This is a genomic window from Actinomadura verrucosospora, assembly GCF_039540335.1.
Taxonomy (GTDB): Bacteria; Actinomycetota; Actinomycetes; order Streptosporangiales; family Streptosporangiaceae; genus Spirillospora; species Spirillospora verrucosospora.
On the sequence record NZ_BAABEV010000004.1, the window covers coordinates 265,518 to 291,397 of the forward strand.

A 25,880-nucleotide genomic window follows, 5' to 3' on the forward strand; every position below is an offset into this window, starting at 1 on the left:
GCGTCACACGCGACTCGGCGACCGCTCGGCCCGCCACGCGGCGAGCAGCTCGCGCAGGCTCTCCTCGTACCGGGCGATGTTCGCGGTCTTGACGTCCTCGTAACCGCGGATCATGTCCGGCAGCTCGGCGATCCGGACGGCGGCCTCGTGCCGGCCGTCCCCGGCGGCGCCCGCGTCCAGCCCGGCCACCAGCTCGTTCAGCACCGCGACGTACCCGGTGACGAGGCGGCGCTCGGCGCGCCGCTGCGCCGTGGCGCCGAACGGGTCGAGCGGGGTGCCGCGCAGCCGCCGCATCGCGCGCAGCGCGCGGAACGCCGGGCGGGCCGTGCGGCCGAGGGCGATCTTCCGGTCCACCCCGACGGCCCGCAGCAGCGGCGGGTGCAGCATGTACGCGACCGTGGAGCCGGGCCCGAACTGCTCCTCGACGCGCCGGGCGAGCTCCGGGTCGAGGTGCAGGCGGGCCACCTCGTACTCGTCCTTGTAGGCCATCAGCTTGTACAGGTTGCGCGCGACGGCGACCGCGAGGCGCCGCCCGCCGGCGCCCGCCGCCTCCTCGGCCCGGGCGACGCGCAGGACCGCGTCCAGGTACCGCTCGGCGAGCGCCAGGTTCTGGTAGGCGGCGAGGTCGGGCACGCGGATCCGCAGGACGCGGGCCAGCTCGCCGTCCACGCCGGACGCGTCGACGAGGTCCATCGCGGCGGACGCCGTCGAGTCCAGCGGGCGCGGCGCGACCTGCGCGGCCGGCGCCGCGGCGTCGTCCAGGCTCTCGGGTTCGAGCACGAGGCGGCGCCCGGCGCGGAACGCCTGGATGTTCGCCTCCACCTGCACGCCGTTCAGCGTGAGGGCCTCCTCGACGGCCTTCGCCGACAGCGGCAGCAGCCCCGCCTGGTAGGCGGCGCCGACCACCACGAAGTTGGCCGTGGTCGTGGCGCCGAACCAGCGCTCGGCGAGCGCGAGGGCGTCGAGCGCGACCAGCCGGTCCGCGCGGGTGCGCTCGGCGATCCGCTTGACCAGCGACGCGCTCGGCGGCAGCGACGCCGAGGTGTCGACGATCATCCGTCCGGTCGGCACCTCGCTGGTCGACACGACCGCGGCGGTCCGGTCCGGCGCGCAGCGGCGCAGGTTGGCCTCGCTCGTCCCGGCCAGCGAGTCGAACACGAGGTAGGCGTCGGCGCCGCCCGCGCCGACCATGCCCGGCCGGTCCAGGCCGGCGGTCCCGATGCGCAGGTGCGACACGACGGCGCCGGCCTTCTGGCTCAGCCCCGTCTGGTCGAGCGCGCGGGCGTGCCGGCCGTCGATGAGGGCCGCCGTGGCGAGCACCTGGTTCACCGTCACGACGCCGGTGCCGCCGATGCCGACGAGCAGCACGTCCGCCGACTCGGGCCGCGACTCGGGCTCCTCCAGCTCGCCGATCGGCGGCAGGGTCCGCGCCGCCCGGACCTTCGTGCCGGGCAGGACGGTGACGAACGAGGGGCAGTCGCCGTCCACGCAGGAGTAGTCCTTGTTGCAGGACGTCTGGTTGATCTGCGTCTTGCGGCCGAACTCGGTCTCGACCGGCTCCACGCTGAGGCAGTTCGACTTGGTGCCGCAGTCGCCGCACCCCTCGCAGACGGCCTCGTTGATCAGGACGCGGGTCTGCGGGTCGGGGACGAGGCCGCGCTTGCGCTTGCGCCGCGTCTCGGCCGCGCACGCCTGGTCGTACAGCAGCACGGTCACGCCCGGGACCTCGCGCAGCTCCCGCTGGACGGCGTCGAGGTCGTCGCGGTGCCGGACCCGGACGCCGGGCGCCCAGTCCGTCCCGCGCGGGTAGCGGGACGGGTCGTCCGCCACCACCACGATCTTCGCGACGCCCTCGGCGTGCAGCATCCGGGTGATCGCCGCCGGGTCGGCGCCGCCGTCGGCCTGCTGCCCGCCGGTCATCGCCACGGCCGCGTTGTAGAGGATCTTGAAGGTGATGCTGGTGCCGGCGGCGACGGCCTGCCGGACCGCGAGGCTGCCGGAGTGGAAGAACGTCCCGTCGCCGAGGTTCTGGAACATGTGCCCGGTGTCGGAGAACGGCGCCGCGCCCACCCACATCGCGCCCTCGCCGCCCATCTGCGTGGTGCCGATGCCGCGGTCGGTGAACACGGTCATCACGTGGCAGCCGATGCCGCTCGCCGCGATCGACCCGTCCGGGACGACCGTCGACCGGTTGTGGGGGCAGCCCGAGCAGAAGTACGGGGTGCGCGCCGGGGCGAGCAGGTTGATCTGCGGCTTGCGGGGCTTCAGCACCGCGTCGCGCAGGTCCATGTGCTCCTCGCCGACGCGGTCGGCGAGGAGCCTGGCGAGGGCCTTCACGAGCCGGTCCGCGTCCAGGCCCCCGTCGGGCGGGACCAGGCCGGCGCCGTCCGGGCCGTTCTTGCCGTACACGGCGGGACGCTCCGCAAGGTCGTACAGGACGTCGCGGATCTGCGACTCGACGAACGGCCGCTTCTCCTCCACGACGACGATCTCGCGCAGCCCCCGGGCGAACTCCCGGATCCGGTCCGCGTCCAGCGGGTGGATCAGCGCGAGGCGCAGCAGCCGGACGCCCCGGCGGGCCAGGGCCTCGTCGTCCAGCCCGAGGCGGTCGAGGGCCTCGCGCAGCTCCACGTAGGTGCGGCCCGCGGCGACCAGGCCGACGGCGGCGTCGCCGGCGGCGCCCTCGATCCGGTCGAGCCCGTTGGCGGCGGCGTAGGCCGTCGCGGCCAGCAGGCGGCCCTGGAGGACCTCGGTCTCGATGGCCGTCGTCCCCTGGAGGTCGACGCCCGGCTTGCGCGTCGGCGTCCACGGCCGTCCGCGCCACGCGAACTCCGGGCGGACCGGGCCGGGGACCGGCTCGACGTCCACGATCTCGTGGGAGTCGGCGACGTCCGTCACGAGCTTGAACCCGGTCCACGCCCCGCTGAACCGGGACATCTCGAAGCCGTGCCGCCCGAGGCGCAGCAGGTCGCCCACCGATCCGGGCGCCAGCACCGGCATGAACGCCTCAGCGAGCGCGCCCTCCGTCGCCGACGGCAGCGTGGACGACTTCGCGGACGGGTCGTCGCCCACCACGGCGAGCACTCCGCCGCGCTCGGACGTGCCGAGCCAGTTGGCGTGCTTGAACGCGTCCAGCGACCGGTCCACCCCGGGCGCCTTGCCGTACCAGAGCCCGAACACGCCCTCGAACCGGGGGCCCGGCAGGTGGTCGGCGAGCTGCGAACCGTACACGGCCGTCGCCGCCAGCTCCTCGTTCACGCCCGGCACGAACCGGATGTCGTGCTCCTCCAGCAGCTTCGCGTCCCGCGCCAGCTGCTGGTCCAGGCCGCCGAGCGGGGACCCGCGGTACCCGGACACGAAACCGGCGGTCCGCCATCCCCGCCGGGCGTCCGCGCGCCTCTGCTCCAGCAGCAGCCGGACGAGGGCGTGCACCCCGCCGATCGCGATCCGGCCGCGCTCCAGTTCGAGCCGGTCGCGGAGAGGGGAGGAAGGAACGCTGGTGCTCATGCTTGCATTGAGCCGCCTAGGCTGAGCGGAGTGCAAGATGGCTGGGCGATAATTGAGCGGATTGCTCAAGTCAGAACCGAGTTACCCGCCGGAGCTGAGCGTTGTGACCCGTACCACTCTCCTCGACCTGCAGATCCTGCGCCGCCTCGTCGAGCAGCCCCGCATCGGCGTCACGGAACTGGCCGCCAAGCTCGGCATCGCCCGCAACACCGCGCACGCCCGCGTGGAGCGCCTCGAACGCGAGGGCGTCATCGGCCACCGCGGCCGCGAGGTCGACCTCGGCGCCATCGGCTTCGAGCTGACGGCCTTCGTCACCCTGGAGGTCGCGCAGGGCCGGCTGCGCGAGGCCGCCGTCGCGCTCTCGGCGATCCCGCGCGTGCTGGAGGTCCTCGGGATCACCGGGCAGGGCGACCTCCTCGTCCGCGCGGTCGCCCCCAACGGCAAGCAGCTCCACGAGGTCATCGACTCGATCCTCGCCTGCCCCGGCGTCCGCCGCAGCACCACCTCGATCGTCCTGACCCACCAGGTCCCGTTCCGCCTCGGCCCCCTACTGGAGGACGAGGAGAAGCGCGCCCGCGCCGCCTCCCGCAAGCCGGCCGACTGACCCGCCGGCGACCCCGGCACGAGGTCAGCGGATCGTGACGCGGACGCTTCCGTACGCCAGGCGTCCGCCGCCGTCCGCCGCGACCGCGACGATCAGCGCCGGGCCGGGCCTGAGCGCCTCGTGGAACGGCGCGTCCCACCCGTCCGCGTCGCGGATGGATCCCACGGCCCCCTGGGTCTCACCGTCCCGGCGCACGACCGCGTACGCGGGAGGAAGCCCGGTCGCCGCGCGCAGGCGCGGGCGCACGTCCACGGTGGCCCGCGCGGCGGGGCGCAGGATGCGGACAGTGGCGGCGGGCGCTGGATCGACCCGCCCGTCGGCGGAGCCGTCGGCCATGGAGTGCACGACGACTGCTCCGTCCGGCCGCAGGTTCCGCTTCTCGACGAGCAGGTAGAGGAACGTGCTGGGCGTGCCGCTCCCCTGCGTGACCGTGTGGACGAGCCGCCATCCCGCGGGCCCATGGGAAGCCGGGGCAAGCCGGGCGAGCGCCCCGCGCAGCCCCTTCACCGAGCCGTACCGCCGCTGCGCCCCGGGCGTCAGCAACCGCCAGGCCGTCCCGGCGTCGCGCCGGGTCACGGCGGCCTGCCACTCGCGCGGCACCCCGTCGATCCCGCTGGTGACCGGCGGCAGCCTGCACCCGCACTCCCGATGCCGGACGGGCGCGTCGAGGACGACCACGACCGCCACGACCGCTCCCGCCACGGCCACCGCCCCTGCCAGGACCGCCCACAGAAGCCGTCGCCGGCCCGGCACCGCACCGAGGAGCCGTCGCCGACCTGGATCCGCCCGCCGAACGCCCGCCACCGCCGCCCTCCTGCCTCCGCACGCCCGACTGGGACGCTCCCGCCCGCACCGAGGTTCCGTGAACGGGCGGGCGGTGCGGCACTTCCTGTCAGCTGTCCCGGCGCTCCGGCGGGAGGCGGCGCGCGAGCAGGAGCGCGACGTCGTCCTGGGCCGCCTCGCGGCCGATCAGCGCCGACATCACCGCCGCGCCGACCGCCTCGGGAGCCCCGGCGTAGGCCGCCTCGCAGAGCCGGGCGATGCCCGCCAGGATCGACTCGTCCCGCCGCTCGATCAGCCCGTCGGTGTAGAAGCAGAGCAGGGCGCCGGGCGGGAGGCCGAGGGTGCGGGTCCGGCGTGGGACGTCCTCGCCCAGGCCGATCAGGACGTCGAACTTCATGTCGACGGCCTCGACCGGGCCGTCCGGAAGCGCGAGGACCGGGGGAGGGTGCCCGGCCGACGACAGCCGGACCCGGCCGGCGGCGGTGTCGGCCACCGCGTACAGGACGGTCGCGGTCGCCTCGGGTTCGAAGTGCAGCATCTTCCGGTTGAGCTTGCGCAGCACCTCGGCGGGGTCGTCGGTGTCCAGCGCGTAGGCGCGCAGCGCGCTGCGCATCCGGCCCATGACGACGGCCGCCGGGAGCCCGTTGCCCGCGACGTCGCCGATGACGATGCCGATCTCGCCCGAGGGGAGGACGAACACGTCGTACCAGTCTCCCCCGACGGTCGCCCTGCCGGGACGGTAGCGGGCGGCCAGTTCCAGCCCGGGGACCTCCGGGGGCGCGGCCGGGAGGAGGCTGCGCTGCAGTTCCAGCGCGCCGGCGCGTTCGGCACGGCTGAGCAGGGCCTGCACCGCCAGCGCTATGCGGGAGGCCGCGAGCTGGAGGAACTCGGTCTCCTCGGAGGTGAACCGGCGGGGCGAGAGCGTTCCAACGTGCATGACGCCGACCAGCGTCCCGCCGGTGACGAGCGGGACGCCGAGCAGCGAGTGCAGGCCCCGCTCGATGAGGAGCGGGTTGAACACGCCGGCGCTCGGGACGTCCGGGACGTAGACCGGCCGTAGCCCGGCGGCGACGCGCCCGGCGAACCCCTCGCCCACCGGGACGTGGGCGGCCTGGGCGACCTCTTCCTCGATGCCCTTGGCCGCCGTCGCGACGAGGAACCGTTCCTCCCGGTCCAGGAGGAGGACCACGGCGGTGTCGACCTCGAGGATGGCCCGGACGCGGTCGAGGAGGGTGTCGAGCAGCTCGTCCACGTCCATGTGGGCGAACGCCTCGTCGGTGATCGCCTGGATGTTCGCCAGCCTGCGGATCGCGCCCTCCGAAGCGCCCGCCGTGTTCTCCACCTTCACACCTTATGCGCCAGATGGCGGGGCGTCGCGCCGCAGGCAGCTCCGGACGCCGGCGGCGATCTCCAGGTCCTCGCGGGCCGCCACCACGAGCGTCCGGACGGCGGCGCCGGCGGCGGTGACGTCGGCGTCGCCGTCCGCGGCCGCGTTGCGCTCCGGATCGACCGCGGTCCCGAGGTGGGCGAGGTCCCCGGCCAGCCGCATGCGGACCGCGGGATCGTGCTCGCCGATCCCGCCGGTGAACACGAGGGCGTCGAGCCCGCCGAGCGAGGCGGTCATCGCGGCGGCGCAGGCGCGGAGGCGGTGGTGGTAGACGTCCAGCGCGGCGAGGGCGGTCGCGTCGTGCTCGGCGGCCCGCTCGCGGACCCGGCGCATGTCGCCGGTGCCGGTCAGGCCGCGCAGCCCGGAGTCGCGTTCGAGCGCCTCGTCCACCTCCTCCGGCGCGATGCCGTGCTTGATCAGCCAGAGCGGGATTCCGGGGTCGATGCTGCCCGCCCGCGACGCCATGACCAGCCCTTCGAGCGGGGTGAACCCCATGGTGGTGTCGACCGACCGGCCCCCGGCGACGGCGCACAGGGACGCGCCGGCGCCGAGGTGGCAGACCACCGTCCGCAGCGAGGCCGGGTCGGCTCCGAGCATCGCGGCGGCGCGCCGCGCGGCGTAGGAGAACGACAGGCCGTGGAAGCCGTAGCGGCGCAGCCCGAACCGCTCGCGCCACTCGCGGGGGAGCGCGTAGGTCGCGGCCGCGTCCGGCAGGGTGGCGTGGAAGGCCGTGTCGAAGCACGCCACGGCCGGGACGTCCGGCAGGACGCCGGAGATCTCGGCCAGGGCGTGCAGGGAGGCGGGCTGGTGCAGCGGCGCGAGGTCGGCGAGCTCGCGGAGCCGCGCGGTGACCTTCTCGTCGACGCGCACCGGCGCGGTGAAGTCGGTCCCGCCGTGGACGAACCGCACCCCGACGGCGTCCGGCCGGGGCAGGCCCGCGACCAGCCCGGCCATCTCGTGGCCGCCGCCGGAGTCCTCGGCGAGGACCGTGTCGTCGGCGCCGAGCAGGCTCACCTTCAGGCTGCTCGACCCGGGGTTGACCGTCAGGACCCGCATCAGTACGGCCACGTCCAGTCGCGGACCTCGGGGGCGTCCTCGCCGTGCTCGCGCGTGTAGGAGCGCAGGAAGAGGCGCTGGTCGGCCATCCGCTGCCGGAGGTGGGCGACGCGGGCGCCGAGGGAGGGGACGCGGTCGATGACGTCCATGACGAGGTGGAACCGGTCGAGGTCGTTCAGCATGACCATGTCGAACGGCGTGGTCGTCGTCCCCTCCTCCTTGTAGCCGCGGACGTGCAGGTTGCCGTGCCCCGCGCGCCGGTAGGTGAGGCGGTGGATGAGGTACGGGTAGCCGTGGAAGGCGAAGATGACGGGCTTGTCGGTGGTGAACAGGGTGTCGAACTCGCGGTCCGACAGGCCGTGGGGGTGCTCGCTGGACGGCTGGAGCCGCATCAGGTCGACGACGTTGACGACCCGGACGCGCAGTTCGGGGAACGGCTGCCTGAGCAGGTCGACGGCCGCGAGCGTCTCCAGCGTCGGGATGTCGCCCGCGCAGGCGAGCACCACGTCGGGGTCGGCGCCGCCGTCGGTGGACGCCCACTCCCAGATGCCGATGCCGCGGGTGCAGTGCGCGATCGCGGCGTCCATCGGCAGCCAGTTCAGCGCGGGCTGCTTCCCGGCCACGATCACGTTGACGTAGTCGCGGGAGCGCAGGCAGTGGTCGCCGACCGACAGCAGCGTGTTCGCGTCCGGCGGCAGGTACACGCGGACGATCTCCGGCTTCTTGTTCAGCACGACGTCGAGGAAGCCGGGGTCCTGGTGGGTGAAGCCGTTGTGGTCCTGCCGCCACACGTGCGACGACAGCAGGTAGTTCAGCGACGCGATCGGCCGCCGCCACGGCAGGCCGCGGGTGACCTTCAGCCACTTCGCGTGCTGGTTGAACATGGCGTCGACGATGTGCACGAACGCCTCGTAGCTGTTGAACAGCCCGTGCCGCCCGGTGAGCAGGTAGCCCTCCAGCCATCCCTGGCACAGGTGCTCGCTCAGCACCTCCATCACCTGGCCGGAGCGCGCCTGGTGCTCGTCGGTCGGCAGCAGCCCGCCCTCGAAGACGCGGTCGGTGGCCTGGAAGACGTCCCCGAGCCGGTTGGACGCCGTCTCGTCCGCGCCCATGATCCGGAAGTTGGACGGGTTGGCCCGCACGACGTCGCGCAGGAACGTCCCGAGCCTGCGGGTGGGCTCCGTCGTGGTGGAGCCGGGCTTGCCGACCTCCACGGCGTAGTCGCGGAAGTCGGGCAGCGCCAGCGGCTTCAGCAGCAGCCCGCCGTTGGCGTGCGGGTTCGCGCTCATCCGCCGGTCGCCCGCGGGCGCGAGGGCCCGGAGCCCGTCCGCCGGGCGGCCCGCCTCGTCGAACAGCTCCTCCGGGCGGTAGGAGCGCAGCCACTCCTCCAGCTGCGCGCGGTGCCCGGCGTCCTCGCGCACTCCGGCGAGCGGCACCTGGTGGGAGCGCCAGGTGTTCTCGACCGGCAGCCCGTCCACCTCCTTCGGGCCCGTCCAGCCCTTGGGGGACCGCAGGACGATCATGGGCCAGCGGCGCCGCTCGGACGCCCCGCCCTCGCGGGCGCCGCGCTGGATGTCGGCGATCTCGTCGAGGGCCTGGTCGAGGGCGGCGGCCATCTTGCGGTGCATGGACGCGGGCTCGTCGCCGCTCACGAGGAAGGGTCGGTAGCCGTACCCGTCCAGGAGCTGGACGAGCTCCTCCTCGGGGATGCGGGCCAGCACCGTCGGATTCGCGATCTTGTAGCCGTTGAGGTGCAGGATGGGCAGGACGGCGCCGTCCCGCACCGGGTCGAGGAACTTGGTGGAATGCCAGCTCGCCGCGAGGGGACCCGTCTCGGCCTCGCCGTCGCCGACGATGCACGCCACCACGAGGTCGGGGTTGTCGAAGGCGGCCCCGAACGCGTGGGCGAGGGAGTAGCCCAGCTCGCCGCCCTCGTGGATGGAGCCGGGGGTCTCCGGCGCGACGTGGCTCGGGATGCCGCCGGGGAAGGAGAACTGCCGGAACAGCCGCCGCATGCCCGCCTCGTCCTGCGACACCTCCGGGTAGACCTCGCTGTAGGTGCCTTCGAGCCAGGCGTTCGCGACCGCCGCGGGCCCGCCGTGCCCCGGGCCCATGACGTAGATCATGTCGAGGTCGCGCGCCCTGATGACGCGGTTGAGGTGGGCGTAGCAGAAGTTCAGGCCCGGCGTGGTGCCCCAGTGCCCGAGCAGCCGCGGCTTGAGGTCGCGCCGTTCGAGCGGCTCGCGGAGCAGGGGGTTGTCCAGAAGGTAGATCTGCCCCACGGAGAGGTAGTTGGCGGCTCTCCAGTACGCGTTGATCTGTTGTACTTCGTCGTCGCTCAGGGTGCCCGACTGGGTCATGCGCGTCCTCCGGGTGCTCTCGACCGCCCTGAGGACATCCCGTCCCCACGAACGGGGTTCTCAACCGTCGAAGAGAGCCCATCAGCCCGGTGCCCGCGGGCCTAGGGCCGAACGTCCCGGATGGCCGGACGGGCAGCGGGTGCGGCGACAGGCGCACCACGACAACGAGGCCACGGCGCACGGCCGTGACCTCGTCCCCCCACCTCGGTGCGGCCGCAGCCGGCTACAGGGGCGGTATGCCGGCGCGCCGGCGCACGGCCTCCGCCCCGCCCCCCAGCGAACCGGCGGGAGCGTCACCTCCGGGTGCTGGAAGCCTGGCGGCTACTCGCGCGTAGGTTCACGGTTCCCGGCGCGCGGTCGGCGAACGGCGGGCATTCTGCGATGAACGGTTGACAATGAGCGACTAATTGGTGACAGAGTGCCACATTGTGCGCGACGACCGGGACGGACGGGGCGGCGGCGGTCTGAGATGCTACGCAGATCAGTACAGGTAAGCGGCAAGGAGGCGGAATGGGCGGGTTCTTCACCGGACGGACGCTGACCGGGATCGGGCGCGACCTGCGCGCGGGCCGGGAGTCGGCGCGGGGCCTGGTCGCGCGGGCCCTGGAGTCGGTCGACAAGGACCTGAACGCCTTCGTGACCCTGGACGCCGAGGGCGCCGAGGCCGCCGCCCGGTGGGCCGACGAGGAGCTGGCGGCCGGCGTCGACCGGGGCCCGCTGCACGGCGTCCCGGTCGCGGTGAAGGACATCATCGACGTCGCCGGGCTGCCCACCGGCATGGGGTCCGGCCACTTCGCCGGGCACGTCGCCGAGACCGACGCGGCCTGCGTGACGATGCTGAGGGACGCGGGCGCGGTGATCGTCGGCAAGACCGGGACGCAGGAGTTCGCGTTCGGCGGCAGCGGCGACGTGTCGGTGAACGGCGCGGTCCGCAACCCCGCCGACCGGGAGCGGATGTCCGGCGGGTCCAGCAGCGGCAGCGCCGTCGCGGTCGCCGCGGGCATGGTCCCGCTCGCCATCGGCACCGACACGGGCGGGTCGGTGCGCATCCCGTCGGCGTTCTGCGGGATCGCCGGGTTCAAGCCGCCGCACGGCGCCATCCCGGCCGACGGCGTGTTCCCCCTGTCGCGCTCGCTCGACCACGTGGGCGTCCTCGCCGCCACCGCGGCGGACTGCCGCGTGGCCTACCAGGCGCTGACCGGGCCGGCGGAGGCCGTCCCGTCCCTCCTGGACGGCCCGGCCGGCGGGGGCGACCGCGCCGGAGGCCCGGCGTACGGGCGCGTCGCCTGGATCGAGCCGCCGGCGTGCGACCCCGAGGTGGAGCGGCGCGTCCGCGCCCTGTTCCCGGACGCGCCGTCCGAGCGGATCGACTTCGCGGGGCTCCGGCAGGTGTTCCTGGCGATCGAGTACAGCGAGGCGTACGACGTGCACGCCGAGCGGGTCGCCGAGGCGCCCGACCGGTACCAGCCGGCGACGCTCGCCCGCCTGGAGGACGCGGCCCGGATGCCGGGCTGGCGGCTCGTCCGGGCGCTGCGCGAGCGGGACCGCCACGCCGAGGAGATCGCCGGGCTGCTGGACCGCTACGACCTGCTGGCCATGCCCACCATGCCGATCCCCGCGCCCCGGATCGGCGCGACCGAGGTCGGCCTCGGCCCGCTCACCGCCCTGCTGGTCAGCCTCACCTCGCCGTGGAACGTGCTGGGGCTGCCCGCCCTGTCCGTTCCCGCCGGTACCGTCCCGGCGGACGGCGGCGGCGAGCTGCCGATCGGGGCGCAGCTCGTCACCCGCCGGGGAGCGGAGAACCTCCTGTTCGCCGCCGCCGAGCATCTCGCCTCCTGACCGGGCCCGCGCCCGGCTAGAGGTAGAGGCCGAAGAACTCCTCGGGGTGGTCCAGCAGCGGGGGCAGGTCGTCGGCGGTCAGCGTGACCAGTTCCTCCCTGGTCGGCGTCGCCGGCTCGCCGCCCTTGTCCCTGCCGCCGCCCTTCTTCGCCGCCGTCCCCTCCGCGAGGGAGACGGCGGCGGAGGCGACGCGGTCGGCCTGGTTCGCGACGGCCACGTCCAGCATGTTGCGCATCAGGCGGCCGTTGCCGAAGGACGGGCCGCGGGGCGCGCGGCGCAGCATCGAGCGCAGGACGTCCTCGGTGCCGGAGGCCAGCTCGAAGCCGTCGGCGGCGGCGAGCCGGCCGAACACGGTGATCAGCTCGTCGTCGCTGTAGTCGGGGAAGTGGATCTGCTTGGGGAACCGGGAGTCCAGGCCGGGGTTGGCGGCGAGGAACTCGGCCATCTCCTGCTCGTAGCCGGCCACGACCACGACGAGGTCGTCGCGGTGGTCCTCCATCAGCTTGACCAGCTCGGCGATCGCCTCGTGCCCGTAGTCGCCCTTCAGCGGCGACTGCGTCAGCGTGTACGCCTCGTCGATGAACAGGACGCCGCCGACCGCGCGCTCCACCAGGCGGCGCGTGCGGGGCGCGGTCTGCCCGATGTACTCGCCGACGAGGTGGGCGCGGGACGCCTCCACCAGGTGCCCGGACGACAGGACGCCGAGCCGCTTGTAGATGCGGCCGAGCAGCCGGGCCACCATCGTCTTGCCGGTGCCCGGGTTGCCGGTGAACACCATGTGCCGGGTCGGCGGCGTGATCCGCAGGCCCGACTCGCTGCGCAGCCGCGCCGCGTGCGTCCCCGCCACGAGCAGGGCGATCTCGTGCTTGACGCTCTCCAGGCCGGTGAGCTCGCGCAGCTCGGCCAGCGGGTCGCCGGCGGCCTGCGCGGTGTCGAGCGCGGCCGGGAGGTCCTGCTTGCGGACGACTGGCGCGGCGCCCGCCGCGTCGGCGCCGAGCCGGGACCGCGCGGCGGCGACGACCTGGTCGGCGAGATGCGGCGCGAGGCGCGCGTTGCGCAGCGTCTGCGTCGGCGTGGTCGCGGCCAGCAGCGCGCCCGCCGCCTCGATCGCCGGGCGGGTGCCGCGGGCGCCGCGGGCCTCCAGCGCGCGGCGGAACAGCTCGGCGTGGCCCGCCGCCGTGAACGGCCGGGTGCGGGCGATCCGGAACCGCTGCGGCAGGACGGGATTGATCTCGCGGATCCGCTCCTCGCCGCCGGCGTCGCACAGCGCCACCAGGTTCAGGTCGGGGTGGACGGCGAGGAGCCGGTGCAGCTCGGCGGCCAGGGCCTCGCCGTTGCCGGGGTCGGCGACGATCCCGTCCAGGCCCTCGATGATCAGCAGCCGGTCGCCGGCGCAGTCGCGGGCGTCGGCGTGCAGCTTGGCGACGGCGTCCGACAGGCGCTGCCCGGAGAACAGGTTGTCGGTGACCCAGTGCGGGTCGCGGCCGAGCGCCAGCGCCCTGCCGAGCTCCTGCGCGGCGTCGCGCTTGCCGGTGCCGTCCGGCCCGCTGATCAGCAGCCGGACCGGCGCGTTGCCGCGGGTGAGCTCGGCCAGCGCCGCGGTCACCTCGGGCTGCCCGACCAGCGACGTGGCGATCTCCGCCCGGCCGCCCGCGGCCGTCCCGGACGCGGCGTCGGCGGCGGGCACGCTGCGCAGCGTCTCGGTGAGCGGGTTCACGACGCGGCGGCGCGGCGCGTACAGGCGGCGCAGGTCGGTCTGGAACTGGCCGACCGGGATCCACTCCGCCTTCGGGAACCACGGGTCGCCCGGCAGGCCCTGCACGATCGCGACGAAGCGCATCGCCATGTCGAGCCAGCCGCGGCACGCGTCGGCGGCGCCCGCGACGAGGGCCCGGACGAGCCACGCCCGCGTCCGCTCCTGCCACGCGCCCGCCTTGAACCCGCGGCGCTCCGCGGTGAACCGCTGGAGCAGCTCGCCGTACCGGTCCTCGCCGAGCGCGACCGCGAGTTCGGCCGGGACCTGCTCCATGCTGCCCTGGAGCAGCAGGTGGACCAGGTGGACCTCGACGGTCTCCTCGCGCGGCGCCGCCTCCATGAGGTGCTCGTAGGCGGCGAGCAGGCCCGCGCACACCCACTCCAGGTAGCCGACCGGGCCGAGCAGCTCGGGCACGGCCGCCACGATGTCGTCGCCGGCGTGCGCGTGCCAGTGCTCGCGCAGTTCCGTCTTCGGCAGGTTCACGTCGCAGACCGGCGGGTCGTCGTAGAGGCGCACCAGCGCCTTGCGCCGCTCCTCCAGCGGCTCGATGCCCTCCAGCACCGACAGGCAGTCGCGGGCCAGCTCGATCGCCAGCGCCCGGTCGGGCGCCTCGATGAGCCAGTCCACCGGGGGCCGCCACCGCCCGCCCGGCGCGTCCCAGCGCGTCATGCGGGTGCTGAGCGGGCCGGGGTTGACCAGGTGCCGGTGCAGCAGGCGCTCGGGGAGCTGCGACCACGAGCCCGCCTTGATCGCGCCGCCGCCCGGCAGGAACGCCAGCATGCCGAAGATCTCCGCGGTGACGAGCGACGCGGGCAGCGTCAGCAGCTTGTGCTCGTCGGTGGTCAGCTCCACGGCCCGCGGGTCGGCCGCCAGCCCGTCGATCCGCGCCGAGATCTCCTCGAACAGCCCGTCCGGGACGCGCCACGGGCCGTGCGAGTAGACGTCGAGCACCGGCTCGTCGGTGAGCAGTAGCTCCAGATGCTCCGGCAGCCGCAACGAATACTCCCCAAGAACGTCCAAAACAGGGGTACAGCTTATGTTTTCCAAGCGAGTGCTGGGGTGCCCGCGTCGCACCGGATCAGAGGGTCGCGCCGCACAGGAGCGCCGCACCCGCGCTCAGGCGCGGCGGAGCGACTCCACGGCGATCCGGGCGGCGGAGCCGATGACCGCGTCGGCCTCCGGGAGGACGGCGACGGGCAGCGTCGACCTGGTGAAGACCGCCACCGCGTAGCGGGCGCCGTCGGGGTACTCGACGGCGCCCACCTCGTTGCGCAGAGTCGGCAGGGTGCCGGTCTTGCCGCTGACGACGACGTCGTCGTAGGGGAACCCGGACGAGAGGCGGTGCGGCCAGACCTGGAGGCCGAACAGGCGGCGCATCGCCGCCGACTCGGCGGGCGGGGCGGCCTCGTCCCGCCAGATCATCGACAGCAGCCGGGTCATGTCGCGGGGCGTGCTGCGGCTCGTGCGGAGCGGGTCGAGGGCGCGCAGCCGATCCTTCAGGCCCGGCTCGTCGAGCCGCGCCCAGACCTCGGCGACGCTGCCCGCCCCGGCGTCGGCGAGCAGGGTCTCGTGCAGGTCGCGGCCGTTGCCCTCGATGACGGTGTCGCGGAGCCCCAGGTCGGCGGCCGTCGCGTTGACCGCGTCCAGGCCGACCCGGTCCATGACGACGTCGGCGGCGGCGTTGTCGCTGACGGTGATCATCAGGCAGGTGAGGTCGCGCAGCGACATGCGGACCTCGTCCAGCAGCGCCGACACCCCGGTCGGTCCGGCGGTGCGGTCGTCCGGGCGCAGCGTGACCTGCTCGGTCGGGTCCAGCACGCCCGCGGCGGCCTGCCGGTGGAACGCGACGAGCAGCGGCACCTTGAACACCGACGCGAGCACCACCGGCTCGTCCGCGCCGACCGCGACGTCCCGCCCGGTGTCGATGTCCACGACGTGCAGGACGCCGGTCACGCCCGCCGACCGGAACGCCGCGTTGATCCGCTCGGCCGCGCTCGCCCTCCTGACGGGCGCCTCGCTCATGCCAGGAACCCGGAGGACGGGCGCGGGACGACCCGGCGGGCGGGGGCGCGGTCGAGCGGGGTCATGCCGGCCTCGCCGCGCAGCACCGCGGTCGCGACGGCGGTGAAGTCGGCGATGGCGCGCGCGTGCTCGGGATCGCGGGCCCGCCGCCAGGCGCACGACGTCCGCCAGGCGAGCGGCTCGCCCGCCAGCGGCCGCCACACCGCCCCGGCGGTGTCGTCGGTACGGGGGACGAGGGCCACGGCCGTCCCGGCGAGGACGAGCCCGAGCGCGAAGCCCGGATGCCGTGCCTCGTGGACCGCCGCGGGCGCGTACCCGTGCCGGCGGCAGCCCGCCAGCACCTCGTCGTGGGCGCCGGGCGCCTCCTCGCGCGGCGGCACGACGACGTCGCGGGTGCCGAGGTCGGCCAGGTGCACCTCCGGGGGCGCGTCCGGGCGCGCGACGGCGTCGCCGGCGGGCAGCAGCACGCCGAGCGGCTGCGCCAGCATCGGGCCGAGCTCCAGCCCGCGGGCGTCGCACGGGTGCCGCACCACACCGGCGTCCAGTGCGCCCTCCGCGAGCGCGCGGATCTGCTGGTCGGTGCCCGTCTCGCGCAGGTCGAGCCGCAGGTCCGGGCGGCGCTCCCGGAACGCGGCGATCAGCGCGGCGACCACCCGGCCGCCGAGGTCGCTCGGCAGGCCCGCGCGCACCGTCCCGACCTCGCCCAGCCGGGCGCGCTCGGCGACGGAGTAGATGCGGTCCACGCGGGTGAGGATGTCACGTGCCTCCTCCAGCAGCAGCCCGCCGGGCGCGGTGAGCCGCACCCGCCGGCTGGACCGGTCGAACAACCGCACGCCGAGCTCCTTCTCCAGCCGCTGGATTCGCTGGCTCAGCGGCGGCTGCGCCATGCCGAGACGCTCGGCCGCGCGGCCGAAGTGCAGTTCTTCGGCGACGACGACGAAGCACCGCAGATGCCCGACGAGGTTCACGAGCAGGGATAATACCAAAACGGATATTCATCTGGACCGATATCAATCTTGGACTTTTCGGGCGTCGCCTGGTGTTCTGGTGCCCCCATCGGTCATCCGCGCTCTGCGGATCGCCCGGCCGGTGGCCGGACAGGGGGAGAAGGAGTTCGACGATGCGCCGATCCCGTGTGCTCGCCGTCGCCGCGGTCGTGGCGGCGGTCGTGATCGTGGGGGCGGGGGCGGTGTGGTTCCTGCGCGACGGTGACGATCCGAGGGACGCCGCGGAGCGCTACCTCGCGGCCTGGAGCGGCGGCGACCCCGCCGCGATGAAGGCCCTCACCGACGCCCCGCCCGCCGACTTCGAGACGCGCTTCACGCGGATGCGGGACGACCTCGGCGCCGTCAGGCAGCGCTACACCGTCGCGTCCGTGGGGCGTCCCAAGGACGGCAGGGTCGGCGGGGCCTACAGCGCCGAGGTGACGCTGGCGGGCGACCGGGTGTGGAAGTACGACGGATCGCTTCCGATGGTGAAGAAGGACGGCGACTGGCTCGTCCGCTGGTCGCCGCAGGTCATGTACCCGGAGCTCAAGGAAGGGCAGCGGCTGCGCGCCGCGCGCGCCTGGCCGGACCGCGCTGCCGTCCTCGCGGCGGACGGCAGCGACCTCTCGTCCTCGCCGTCCGGGTCCGCCCGGCAGCTCGCCGGGCAGGTGGGCCCCGTCTCCGCCGAGGCGGCGGGCAAGCTCGGCGCCCCGTACCGCAAGGGCGACCCGGCGGGCGCGGACGGCCTGCAGCAGCAGTACGAGCGGCGCCTCTCCGGCACGCCCGCGCTCGCCGTGCAGATCACGGACGCCGAGGGCGTCCCGGTGAAGACGCTGCAGCGCTTCGGCGGCGCGGCGGGCAAGCCGGTGAAGACGACCATCGACCCGAAGGCGCAGGCCGCGGCCGGGCAGGCGGTCGCGGGGGCGGCCGAGCCGGCGTCCATGGTGGCGCTGCGCCCGTCCACCGGCGAGATCCTCGCCGTGGCGAACCAGCCCGGCGGCTACAACCGCGCGCTGATGGGCCGGTACCCGCCCGGCTCGACGTTCAAGGTCGTCACGGCCGCCGCGCTCGTCGCGGGCGGCATGTCCCCGACGACGGCCGTCGCCTGCCCGGCCACCACCGCGGTCGGCGGCCGGTCGTTCCACAACTACAAGCACGAGGACTTCGGGACGGTCCCGCTCCGCGAGGCGTTCGCGCACTCCTGCAACACCACGTTCGCGCGCCTCGCGGTCGACAAGCTCGGGGAGAAGCGGCTGGCCCAGGTCGCCGCCCAGTTCGGGTTCAACGCCCCGATCATCGCGGGGCTGCCCGCCGTCCGCGCCGCGTTCCCCGCCAACAAGGACGACACCGCCTTCGCCGCCGCGTCCTTCGGGCAGGGCGAGGTGCTGACCAGCCCGCTCAACATGGCGAGCGTCGCCGCCGCCGCGGCCGACGGCACCTGGCGCTCGCCCCGCCTGGTCGATCCGTCCCTCGCCGCGCAGGCCGCCGACGCCGGAGGCCGCAAGCCCGAGGCGCCGAAGCGGCTGGAGCCCGCCGTGGAGAAGGCCCTGCACGCCCTCATGCCGGCCGTCGTCAGCGAGGGCACCGCCTCCGGCGTCGACTTCCCGTCCGGCACGGCGGGCAAGACCGGCACCGCGGAGTTCGGCGGGGGCGACAACCCGCCGACCCATGCCTGGTTCATCGGCTACCGCGAGGACGTCGCCTTCGCGGTGATCGTCGAGGGCGGCGGGACCGGCGCCGAGGCCGCGGCCCCCATCGCGGCGAAGTTCCTCAGGGCGCTCTGAGCGTCCCCGCCCGGCGCGCGTCGCCCCTGGCACCGGACGTCCGGTGCCAGGGGCGATCGTCATCCCGCGGGCTCTAACGGAGGGCGCCGGCGAGGATGCGGGCGGTCTCGGCGACGGCCCCGTCGTCGGCCTCGGCCTCGGGGCCGAACCGGTTCGTGGTGACCACGATGACGAGCGGGGCGCCGGACGGCGGCCAGGCGATCGCGATGTCGTTGGCGGTGCCGTAGGTCCCGCCGGTGCCGGTCTTGTCGCCGACCGTCCAGCTCTTGGGAAGTCCGGCGCGGATGCGCTTGTCCCCGGTGACCGTCGCCTTCATCCAGCCGATGAGCCGCCGGCGGTCGGCGGGGACGAGCGCCGGGCCCGTGGTGAGGGCCCGCAGGTCTCCCGCCCACGGGCGCGGAGCGGTGGTGTCGCGCACCTCGCCCGGCTTCCAGACGTTGAGGTCGGTCTCCCAGCGGTCGCTCCGGCTCACCTGGTCGCCGAGCGAGCGGAAGAAGGCGGTGAGCCCGGCGGGCCCGCCGATCTGCCTCAGCACCAGGTTCCCGGCGGTGTTGTCGCTCTGGGTGATGGCGGCGTGGCACAGGTCGGCGACGGTCATGCCGGTGTCGACGTGCTTCTCGGTGACGGGGGAGTACTCGACCAGGTCGTCCTTCGTGTAGTGGATCACCCTGTCGAGCAGCCCGGGGTCGGAGCGCCGGGCCTTGCTCAGCACGGCGCCGCACGCCATCGCCTTGAACGTGGAGGCGAACGCGAAGCGCTCGTCCGGCCGGTGGGAGACGGCGCGCCCGGTGCCGGTGTCGACCGCGAAGGCGCCGATGCGCGCGTGGTGGGTCGCCTCCAGGCGGCCGATCTGCCTGGTGACCTTCGCCTGCGCGGGATCGACGGCGAGCGTGGACGCGGCGCTGCGCGGCGCCGCGCTCCGCACGCCCGGGTCCGCGCCGGAGCCGCAGCCGGCCAGGCCGGCGATCGTCGTCAGGGCGAGAGCGGCGGCGCCGAGCCGCCGCTCGCGCCTGCTGTGGGTCGTCATGCGGGAGAGCAGACCAGAGCCGCGAACGTCATGTCCAATATTGATATGGCGTGCGCCGCGATATGCGAACCCGTATGACAGGGCCCTGACCTCGCCGGACGCCGCGGTCAGAGCCAGTCGCGCACCTTGAAGATCACATAGAGGGAGAGGCTGCAGACGACGACGATGACCGTGCTGGCGATGAAGCCGGAGTGCTGGGAGAACCCCGGGTAGGGGACGTTCTGCCCGTAGAACCCGGTGACGGCGGTCGGCACCGCGATGATCGCCGCCCAACTGGTGACCTTCTTCATCACCTCGTTCATCCGGTTGCCCTGCAGCGCGAGCCGCGTCTCCAGCAGGTCGGCCACGAGGTCGCGCAGGGCGTCGGTCGACTCCCCGACGCGCAGGGTGTGGTCGTAGACGTCCTGGAAGTAGGGGACGAGCGGCGCCGGGACGATCATCAGGTCGCGGCGCAGCAGCGTGTTGAGCACCTCCCGCATCGGCAGCGCGATCCGCCGCAGCGCGGACAGGTTCTTGCGCAGCCGGTAGCTGCGCTTCTGGATCTCCCTGACCGGGAACGCGTCGTCGAACACGAGGTCCTCGACCTCGTCGGCCTCGTCGTCGAGCGCCTGGACGGCCGTGAGCTGCAGGTCGATGACCAGGTCGAGCAGGCCGTAGAGCAGGAACGCGGAGGTCGGCTCGTCGAACCCGGCGTGCGGGGTCTGGTCCCAGCGCCGGACCAGCGCGTCGACGTCGAACCCGCAGTCCTGCCGGACCGTGACGAGGGCGCGCTCGCTGACGAACGCCGACACCTCGTGCATCGCCAGCTCGCCGTCGGTGACCACCGGGACGTAGACGTTGAGGAAGGCGTACCCCTCGTAGCGGTCGAGCTTCGCCCGCTCGTGCCGGGAGACCGCGTCCTCGACGGCGACGGGATCGAGGCCGAGCTCGTCGCTGACCACGTGCAGGTCCTCGCGCCGCGGCGCGCACAGGTCGAGCCAGACGACGACGTCCGGGCGCTCCAGGTAGTCGCTCAGCCGCGAGACGGGGAAGCCCTCCGCCTCGATCTCGCCGCCGCGCCAGGCCCGCGTCCGCGGGGGCGCCGAACCGATCCGGTTGCCCGGGTCCTCGTCGAAGTCGGTCTCGGATGGATGGGATCCCATGCGCGCCTTATACCCCTGCTTTCCCAGGAAATGAGGGGCCGGGGCGGTCAGCGGGCGCGCGGCGGCGCCGTCGAGCCCCGGACGACGAGCTCGCCGGGCAGGACGCGGGAGGCGGGACGGCGCCCGTCGAGGAGGCCGAGGAGCGCCGCCATGCCCTGCGCGCCCAGTTCCTCGGCCGGCAGCCGGACGGTCGTCAGCTCGGGTTCCAGCGCCGTCGCCAGCAGCACGTCGTCGAACCCGGTGACCGACACGTCGGACGGGACGTCCAGGCCCAGCGCGCGGGCCGCCTTGTACGCGCCCGCCGCGATCAGGTCGTCGTCGCAGACCAGCGCGGTCGGCGGCTCGGGACCGGTGAGCAGCCGGGTGGCGGCGTCCTTGGCCGAGGCGACGTCGATCGCGCAGCCCGCCCGGTCGAGGACGCCGCCCGGCAGGCCCGCGACGACCTCCGCGAGGGCGTCCGCGCGGGCGTGGAACGTCCACTGGTCCAGGGCGGCGGCGACGTGCCCGATCCGGCGGTGGCCGAGGCCCGCGAGGTGCTCCGCGATCTCCCGCATCCCGTCGGCCACGCCGAAGTCGACGGTGGGGACGGGGGCGCCGGGAAGGCCGGCCGGGCCGCTGTCCAGCGTCACGACGGGCGTCTCGCCGAACCCGCCGAGCGTCTCCGCGGCCATCGAGGACGCGAGGACGCCGTCGATCGCCTCGCCCGGCGCCGCGAACGGGCCGTCGGCGGGCCCCGCCGTGCCGTCCGGCCAGGTCGAGACCACGACGCCGAAGCCGTGCCGTGCCGCGACCCGCGCGGCGCCCGTGTAGACGGGGCCGAAGAACGGCGCGGTCAGGGTCGGCACCATCAGCAGGACGGTCCGGGTGGTGCCGAGCCGCAGGTTCCGGGCCGCCTGGTTGGGCCGGTAGCCGAGCCGCTCGGCGGCGCTCCGCACGCTGCGCGCGGTCGCGGGGGAGACGCGCCCGCTCCACTTGCCGCCCAGCACGAGCGAGACCGTGGACTGCGAGACCCCGGCCTCCTGAGCCACGTCCTTGCTGGTGGGACGGCTGATCGCCGGCACCTGCGCCTCCCTGGCGGATCGTTCTAACGAAATCAGACTAGAACGGGAGGACTCAGAAGTGGTACGTATGACGGAGGTAATACGTATGACTGACAAATCCAGACAGGACTCGGGGGCCATCGATGCGCGGCTATGTCGTCTTCCTGCGGAGGCCGTACGCGGGACGGCTGCTCGGCGGCACCCTCCTCGGCCGCCTGCCCAACGGGATGGGCATGCTCGCCGTCGTCCTGCACGTCCGCGCCGCCGACGGCGGCTACCCGCTCGCCGGGACCCTCGCCGCGATCCTCGGGCTGTCGACCGCCGCCGGGCAGCCCGTCCTCGGCCGCGCCATGGACCGGTTCGGCCAGCCGCGCGTCCTGCTGCCCGCCGCCTGCGCCTCCGCGGCCGGGTTCGCGCTGCTCGCCGCCGTCGGCGCGGCCCCCCTCCCGCTGGCCGTCGCCGCCGTGTTCGCCGCCGGGTTCGCCACCCCGCCCCTCGAAGCCGGGCTGCGCGCCCTGTGGCCGGACGTCCTGGACGGCCCTGAGCAGGTCGACGCCGCCTACGCGCTCGACGCCGCCGCCCAGGAGCTGCTGTTCACCGTCGGGCCGCTGCTCGTCGTCGCCGCGGCCGTCGTGAACACCGAGACCGCCCTGCTGATCACCGGCGCCCTCGGCATCGCCGGGACGCTCGTCGTCGCGCTGTCCGGGCCGTCGCGCCGGTGGCGGGGCGAGCCGCGCGCCTCCGACTGGGCCGGGCCGCTGCGCTCGCCCGGCCTGCGGGTCCTGCTGCTGTCGCTCGCCTGCGCCGGGATCGCGCTCGGCGTCTACTCCGTCGCCGTCGTCGCCTACGCCGAGGACCTGGGCCGCGACCTCGCCTCCGGACTGCTGCTGGCGTGCATGGCGGGCGGCGCCCTCACCGGCGGGATCGTCTACGGCGCCCGCAGGTGGGCGGGCGCCGCGCACCGGCGGCTGCCCTGGCTGCTCGCGGCGCTCGCCGCGGGGTACCTCCCGCTCGTCCTCGCGCCGGGGCTGCCGGTCATGTCGGTGCTCGCGTTCGTCTCCGGCGTCTTCCTCGCGCCGGTGCTGGCGTGCAGTTTCACGCTCGTCGACCGGCTCGCCCCGGCCGGGACCGTCACCGAGGCGTTCGCGTGGATCGTCGCGGCGATCGGCGCGGGCGGCTCCGTCGGCTCGTTCGTCTCGGGGGTCGGGCAGGACGCCGCGGGCGTGCCCGGCGCGTTCGCGGGAGCCGGGGTCGGGGGCGTCCTCGCCCTGGCCCTGTGCCTGCTCGGCGCGCGGACGCTGCGCCCCGCCGCGGCCCCGGCCGTCACCGCGGACGCCGCCGCCCGGCTGTGACGGTCCGGCCGCGCGTCAGACCCAGCGGTCGAACCACATCCGCGCCTGCCAGTCCTCGTAGGGGATCGTCTGCGCGGACAGGATCGGATGGAAGTACGCGAAGTTGGCCAGCACCACCAGCAGGAAGGCTCCCGCCGCGGCGGCGCCGATCAGCCGCCGGGCCCCGGCGGTCTGGGAGGACGCGTGCGCCCCGCGCTCGTCGAACGGCGCGTGCTGGTCATACGCGCCGTGCTGGTCATACGCGCTGTGCTGGTCATACGGATCGTGCTGGTCATAGGGCCCGTGCTCGTCATACGGCGCGAGGGCCGGCGACGCTCCGGCGGGCGGGTCCCACGGCAGCGCGGGAGGCCCGTCGGCAGAGGCGCGCGGCGGAAGGGCGGGCCCCGCGTCCCGGCCGCTCTCGCCGGAGCGCGCCGCGTGCGCGCCCGCCGCCGAGGCGGGCGCCGGTCCGATCAGGTATCCCAGCACCAGGACGACCGCCAGCACCATGAACGGGATGAGCGGCGTCGCGTAGAACAGGAACATCGTGCGGTCGGCGAACGCCGACGGGAACCAGGTCAGCCAGCCCGCGAGGAAGCCGAGCAGGATCGCCCCCGCCCGCCAGTCGCGCAGGATCAGCCAGATGAACGCGACCACGACCAGCGCGACCAGCGCCCCCCACCACAGGGCCGGCGTGCCGATCCCGAGGATCTCGCGCGAGCAGCGGGTCGCAGCGCCGCACGCGCCCTTCGGCTCGGTGTAGAAGAACGCGACCGGACGGCGCAGGATCGGCCAGTCCCAGGGCCACGACTGGTAGGGGTGCTTGGCGTCCAGACCCGTGTGGAAGCCGAGCATCTCCGAGTGGTAGTGCCACAGCTTGGGCATCGCCTCGAACGGCCGCCACAGCGGGTTGCCCGAGACCTCGCCGCGCCCCCAGCCGCCCGGCTTGAAGATCCATCCCCACCAGGTCGCCAGGTACGCGAGCAGCCCCGCCACGACGATCTGCACGAACGCCGGGACGGCCTCCAGCAGCATCGTCCCCTGCAGCGGGGCCCGGACCCCGGCGGCGCGGCGGGCGCCGTAGTCCCACAGGACGGTCATGAGCCCGAACGCGGCGACGTAGAAGACCCCCGTCCACTTGGTGGCGCAGGCGAGGCCGAGGCAGACGCCCGCCCCCCAGCGCCATCCGTGCGCGAGGAACGGCCCGTACACCGAGGTCCGGCCCTGCTCGATCCGCTCGGCGAGGACGCGGCGGGAGCGGTCCCGGTCGTTCACGAGGCAGGCGAACCCGGCCAGGACCCAGAACATCACGAAGACGTCCAGCAGCGCGGCGCGGCTGGTCACGAACGCGAGGCCGTCCAGCGCCAGCAGCAGCCCGGCGGCGCAGCCGAGCAGCGTCGAGCCGGTCATCCGGCGGGCGAGGCGGCACAGGATCAGCACTGACAGCGTCCCGATCAGGGCGGGCATGAACCGCCATCCGAACGGCGTCGCGCCGAACATCCACTCACCGATCGCGATCATCCACTTGCCGAACGGCGGATGCGCGACGAACGCGGGCCCGCTGCCCCAGATACGGGCGTCCGGGTCCGCGATGAGCATCTTGTCGGCGCCCTCGACGGTGTTGTGCTCCCAGCCGAACCTCAGCAGGGCGAGCGCGTCCTTGGCGTAGTAGGTCTCGTCGAACACCACCGTCTTCGGCGTCGCCAGCCGGTCGAACCGCAGGTACGCGGCGAGCGCGGTCACCAGCAGCGGGCCCAGCCAGGACAGCAGCGGGCTGCCGGGGATCGCCGGCGCGAGCCATTCCCGCAGCGCAGGGGGCCTGCGCCGGGACGCCATGGCCGGGACCGGAGCCAGATCCGTCGTCGACATCCTGCGAGTTTATTTGCACTTCCCTCCTCCTTGAGGACCTTGGCGCCTTCCCTGGGACAATGATCCGCGTGACGGGACGAGCGGGATGGGGGCCGTGATGGAGGCGGGAACGGGGACGCTGCGGCTCGCGGCGGCGCCGATCGGCAGGCCCGAGGACGCCTCGGCCCGGCTGCGGGCCGCGCTCGCGGAGGCGCCGGTCATCGCGGCCGAGGACACGCGGCGGCTGCGGCGGCTGGCGGGCGATCTCGGCGTCGAGCTGCCCGGCCGCGTCGTGTCCTACAACGACCTGAACGAGCGGGAGCGGGCCGCCGGGCTCGTGGAGGACCTGCTCGCCGGACGGGACGTGCTGGTGATCACCGACGCCGGGATGCCGGGCGTGTCGGACCCCGGGTACCGGCTGGTGCGCGCCGCCGTCGCCGAGGGCGTCCCGGTCACGGTGCTGCCCGGGCCGTCCGCCGTCACGACCGCGCTGGCGGTGTCGGGGCTGCCGACCGACCGGTTCTGCTTCGAGGGGTTCCCGCCGCGCAAGCCGGGGGAGCGGGCCCGCCGGCTGGAGTCGCTCGCGGGCGAGCCCCGCACGATGGTGTTCTTCGAGTCGCCGCGCCGGCTGCCCGTCACCCTCGCGGCGATGGCGGAGGCGTTCGGCGCGGACCGTCCCGCCGCGGTGTGCCGCGAGCTGACCAAGACCTACGAGGAGGTCCGCCGGGGGACGCTCGGCGAGCTCGCCGCGTGGGCGGCGGACGGCGTCCTCGGCGAGATCACGGTGGTGGTCGGCGGCGCGCCCGAGCCGCGGGGGCTGACGGACCCGGCGGACCTGGCGGCGGCGGTCGCCGCGCGGGAGGCGGCCGGGACGCCGCGCAAGCAGGCCATCGCCGAGGTCGCCCGGGACAACGGCGCCCAGAAGCGCCTCGTTTACGACGCCGTTGTCAAGGCCAGAAAATAGTCACCCCCCTCAGAGCGGTCCAAAGGGGCGCCTCCGGGGCATAACTGCCCCGGTAGCCTCCGGCCGGGGCATCCCAGTGAAGCAGACCAGGGGCGCCGAAGAGACGCGCGGAAGACGGTCTGTGAGGGGGTGAGTGCCATGCACGAGGCATGGACGCACCACGAAGTGTGGGTCTTCGAGTGCCTGGGCTGCGAAGGGTCCTGGAACGAGGAGTTCCAGGTCCGGCACTCCGGTGACGGGCATGGCAACCAGGCCGTCATCTACGTGCGCCAGGGCCAGCCCTGCACGACGCCCTGGATGGACCGGTGCTGCCCGGACTGCGGCGGCCAGAACGTCAAGGCGCTGTCGGCGACGCACGGCAGGCACGACGAGGTGCCGATGGTCCGCAACGGCAGCGACGTGGCGATGGTCTTCCACCTCCGCCGCATGCACGCCTGGTAGCGC

18 protein-coding genes are annotated in these 25,880 nt (G+C 74.5%); 6 read left to right on the forward strand and 12 right to left on the reverse strand.

Annotated elements, in window-relative coordinates; all coding sequences use genetic code 11:
- Positions 1–3: 3 nt before the first annotated feature.
- Positions 4–3,507: an indolepyruvate ferredoxin oxidoreductase family protein gene (locus ABD944_RS07045; RefSeq protein WP_345173490.1), complete on the reverse strand. Its 3,504-nt coding sequence runs from the start codon at positions 3,505–3,507 to the stop codon at positions 4–6.
- A gap of 103 nt (positions 3,508–3,610) precedes the next feature.
- On the opposite strand from ABD944_RS07045, the gene ABD944_RS07050 reads away from it, so the two are divergent.
- Positions 3,611–4,111, forward strand: a complete 501-nt coding sequence (locus ABD944_RS07050; protein WP_345173491.1) for an Lrp/AsnC family transcriptional regulator — start codon at positions 3,611–3,613, stop codon at positions 4,109–4,111.
- Between the two features lie 24 nt (positions 4,112–4,135).
- Here ABD944_RS07050 and ABD944_RS07055 read toward each other — a convergent pair whose 3' ends face one another.
- From ABD944_RS07055 to ABD944_RS07070, 4 genes are all read right to left on the reverse strand, one after another.
- Positions 4,136–4,813, reverse strand: coding sequence for a hypothetical protein (locus tag ABD944_RS07055; RefSeq protein WP_345173493.1), 678 nt, complete (start codon positions 4,811–4,813; stop codon positions 4,136–4,138).
- Positions 4,814–5,003: 190 nt separating this feature from the next.
- On the reverse strand, positions 5,004–6,236 hold the full coding sequence (locus ABD944_RS07060) for a PP2C family protein-serine/threonine phosphatase (protein ID WP_345173494.1): 1,233 nt from the start codon (positions 6,234–6,236) through the stop codon (positions 5,004–5,006).
- Positions 6,237–6,245: 9 nt separating this feature from the next.
- Positions 6,246–7,337 carry an acetate/propionate family kinase gene (locus tag ABD944_RS07065; RefSeq protein ID WP_345173622.1) on the reverse strand — a complete coding sequence of 364 codons (1,092 nt, stop codon included), beginning with the start codon at positions 7,335–7,337 and terminating at the stop codon, positions 6,246–6,248.
- A complete protein-coding gene (locus ABD944_RS07070) occupies positions 7,337–9,697 on the reverse strand; it encodes a phosphoketolase family protein (RefSeq protein WP_345173497.1) in 2,361 nt (786 codons plus the stop codon). Before ABD944_RS07070 ends, ABD944_RS07065 begins: the two co-directional genes overlap by 1 nt.
- A gap of 510 nt (positions 9,698–10,207) precedes the next feature.
- On the opposite strand from ABD944_RS07070, the gene ABD944_RS07075 reads away from it, so the two are divergent.
- Positions 10,208–11,536, forward strand: a complete 1,329-nt coding sequence (locus tag ABD944_RS07075; protein ID WP_345173498.1) for an amidase — start codon at positions 10,208–10,210, stop codon at positions 11,534–11,536.
- Positions 11,537–11,552: 16 nt separating this feature from the next.
- Here ABD944_RS07075 and ABD944_RS07080 read toward each other — a convergent pair whose 3' ends face one another.
- The 3 genes from ABD944_RS07080 to ABD944_RS07090 form a co-directional block, all read right to left on the reverse strand.
- Complete coding sequence (locus tag ABD944_RS07080) at positions 11,553–14,288, reverse strand: AAA family ATPase (protein ID WP_345173500.1); 2,736 nt, start codon at positions 14,286–14,288, stop codon at positions 11,553–11,555.
- A 120-nt stretch (positions 14,289–14,408) separates the two neighbouring features.
- Positions 14,409–15,314 carry a serine hydrolase gene (locus ABD944_RS07085; RefSeq protein ID WP_345173502.1) on the reverse strand — a complete coding sequence of 302 codons (906 nt, stop codon included), beginning with the start codon at positions 15,312–15,314 and terminating at the stop codon, positions 14,409–14,411.
- Entirely contained in the window at positions 15,311–16,282 is a 972-nt protein-coding gene (locus tag ABD944_RS07090) for a LysR family transcriptional regulator (RefSeq protein ID WP_345173503.1), read from the reverse strand. The genes ABD944_RS07085 and ABD944_RS07090 overlap by 4 nt, the downstream gene beginning before the upstream one ends.
- A gap of 152 nt (positions 16,283–16,434) precedes the next feature.
- Here ABD944_RS07090 and ABD944_RS07095 point away from each other — a divergent pair, with 152 nt between their 5' ends.
- On the forward strand, positions 16,435–18,084 hold the full coding sequence (locus tag ABD944_RS07095; protein WP_345173505.1) for a penicillin-binding transpeptidase domain-containing protein: 1,650 nt from the start codon (positions 16,435–16,437) through the stop codon (positions 18,082–18,084).
- A 73-nt stretch (positions 18,085–18,157) separates the two neighbouring features.
- Here the strand turns inward: ABD944_RS07095 and bla are convergent, their stop codons facing one another.
- The 3 genes from bla to ABD944_RS07110 all read right to left on the reverse strand — a co-directional run bounded on the left by bla (position 18,158) and on the right by ABD944_RS07110 (position 21,314).
- The gene (gene bla, locus ABD944_RS07100; protein ID WP_345173506.1) at positions 18,158–19,111 is read right to left on the reverse strand and encodes a class A beta-lactamase; all 954 of its coding nucleotides are present in this window, start codon (positions 19,109–19,111) and stop codon (positions 18,158–18,160) included.
- 107 nt (positions 19,112–19,218) lie between these two features.
- Entirely contained in the window at positions 19,219–20,253 is a 1,035-nt protein-coding gene (locus ABD944_RS07105) for a magnesium transporter CorA family protein (RefSeq protein WP_345173508.1), read from the reverse strand.
- Positions 20,254–20,300: 47 nt separating this feature from the next.
- Entirely contained in the window at positions 20,301–21,314 is a 1,014-nt protein-coding gene (locus tag ABD944_RS07110; RefSeq protein WP_345173510.1) for a LacI family DNA-binding transcriptional regulator, read from the reverse strand.
- A 122-nt stretch (positions 21,315–21,436) separates the two neighbouring features.
- Here ABD944_RS07110 and ABD944_RS07115 point away from each other — a divergent pair, with 122 nt between their 5' ends.
- The gene (locus ABD944_RS07115) at positions 21,437–22,645 is read left to right on the forward strand and encodes an MFS transporter (RefSeq protein WP_345173512.1); all 1,209 of its coding nucleotides are present in this window, start codon (positions 21,437–21,439) and stop codon (positions 22,643–22,645) included.
- Positions 22,646–22,660: 15 nt separating this feature from the next.
- Here the strand turns inward: ABD944_RS07115 and ABD944_RS07120 are convergent, their stop codons facing one another.
- On the reverse strand, positions 22,661–24,493 hold the full coding sequence (locus ABD944_RS07120; protein ID WP_345173513.1) for a dolichyl-phosphate-mannose--protein mannosyltransferase: 1,833 nt from the start codon (positions 24,491–24,493) through the stop codon (positions 22,661–22,663).
- 97 nt (positions 24,494–24,590) lie between these two features.
- Here ABD944_RS07120 and rsmI point away from each other — a divergent pair, with 97 nt between their 5' ends.
- Together rsmI and ABD944_RS07130 are read left to right on the forward strand one after the other, a co-directional pair.
- The gene (gene rsmI / locus ABD944_RS07125; protein WP_345173515.1) at positions 24,591–25,436 is read left to right on the forward strand and encodes a 16S rRNA (cytidine(1402)-2'-O)-methyltransferase; all 846 of its coding nucleotides are present in this window, start codon (positions 24,591–24,593) and stop codon (positions 25,434–25,436) included.
- A gap of 138 nt (positions 25,437–25,574) precedes the next feature.
- Positions 25,575–25,877 (forward strand): hypothetical protein, encoded by a 303-nt coding sequence (locus ABD944_RS07130; RefSeq protein WP_345173516.1) that lies wholly within the window; start codon positions 25,575–25,577, stop codon positions 25,875–25,877.
- The last annotated feature ends 3 nt before the right edge of the window (positions 25,878–25,880 follow it).

Bases quoted from the DNA above. Each gene is read 5' to 3' on its own strand.
- ABD944_RS07045 (WP_345173490.1), bottom strand. From the start codon at position 3,507: ATGAGCACCAGCGTTCCTTCCTCCCCTCTCCGCGACCGGCTCGAACTG.
- ABD944_RS07065 (WP_345173622.1), bottom strand. From the start codon at position 7,337: ATGCGGGTCCTGACGGTCAACCCCGGGTCGAGCAGCCTGAAGGTGAGC.
- ABD944_RS07070 (WP_345173497.1), bottom strand. From the start codon at position 9,697: ATGACCCAGTCGGGCACCCTGAGCGACGACGAAGTACAACAGATCAAC.
- ABD944_RS07075 (WP_345173498.1), top strand. From the start codon at position 10,208: ATGGGCGGGTTCTTCACCGGACGGACGCTGACCGGGATCGGGCGCGAC.
- ABD944_RS07085 (WP_345173502.1), bottom strand. From the start codon at position 15,314: ATGAGCGAGGCGCCCGTCAGGAGGGCGAGCGCGGCCGAGCGGATCAAC.
- ABD944_RS07095 (WP_345173505.1), top strand. From the start codon at position 16,435: ATGCGCCGATCCCGTGTGCTCGCCGTCGCCGCGGTCGTGGCGGCGGTC.
- bla (WP_345173506.1), bottom strand. From the start codon at position 19,111: ATGACGACCCACAGCAGGCGCGAGCGGCGGCTCGGCGCCGCCGCTCTC.
- ABD944_RS07105 (WP_345173508.1), bottom strand. From the start codon at position 20,253: ATGGGATCCCATCCATCCGAGACCGACTTCGACGAGGACCCGGGCAAC.
- ABD944_RS07115 (WP_345173512.1), top strand. From the start codon at position 21,437: ATGCGCGGCTATGTCGTCTTCCTGCGGAGGCCGTACGCGGGACGGCTG.
- ABD944_RS07120 (WP_345173513.1), bottom strand. From the start codon at position 24,493: ATGTCGACGACGGATCTGGCTCCGGTCCCGGCCATGGCGTCCCGGCGC.
- rsmI (WP_345173515.1), top strand. From the start codon at position 24,591: ATGGAGGCGGGAACGGGGACGCTGCGGCTCGCGGCGGCGCCGATCGGC.
- ABD944_RS07130 (WP_345173516.1), top strand. From the start codon at position 25,575: ATGCACGAGGCATGGACGCACCACGAAGTGTGGGTCTTCGAGTGCCTG.